The 439-nt window shown below is 71.5% G+C and carries 2 protein-coding genes; both read left to right on the top strand.

What is annotated here, in order from left to right:
• Positions 1–110: DUF1416 domain-containing protein (locus tag AC0AIB_RS31390; RefSeq protein ID WP_465098110.1), on the top strand; the 110-nt coding region annotated here is incomplete at its 5' end.
• 139 nt (positions 111–249) lie between these two features.
• A partial coding sequence (locus AC0AIB_RS31385; RefSeq protein WP_465098109.1) for a DUF3099 domain-containing protein occupies positions 250–439 on the top strand: 190 nt, incomplete at its 3' end.

Genomic DNA, 439 nt, shown 5'->3' with positions numbered 1-439 from the left:
ACGCGGCCGAGGGCACCTGGACGCTCCGCGCCCTGGTTCCGGGTGGCAGCGCCGACCGCACGGTCGTCGCGCAGACCGGCGGTCTCTCCGAGGTCGCCATCGCCGTCTGATCCTTCGCGGGATCCGCGGTACGCCGTTTTCCACGGCACCCAGAACGGCCGAAGGGCCGCACCCCAGGGGGTTGGACGCCACCTGACGCGGGGTGCGGCCCTTCGTGCCGTCCGGCGCGCGGAGTCCTACGCTGGAAGCATGTACGCCCGACGCAGGCGGAACTACTTCCTCATGATGGGCGGATGCATCGCGCTCTTCGTGTCCGCCTGGGCCGTGGTGCGCCTGTGGTCCATGCCGGTCGCGATCGGCATGTGCGTGGTCGCCATGGTGATCCCGCCGGTCGCCGCCATGATCGCCAACCGGCGGGGCCCGGAGGACTGTTGGTGGG

It is taken from the genome of Micromonospora sp. DSM 43699 (genome assembly GCF_055517075.1).
The sequence above is the reverse complement of the archived record's forward strand: the minus strand, read 5'-3'. Positions and strand labels throughout refer to the sequence as shown.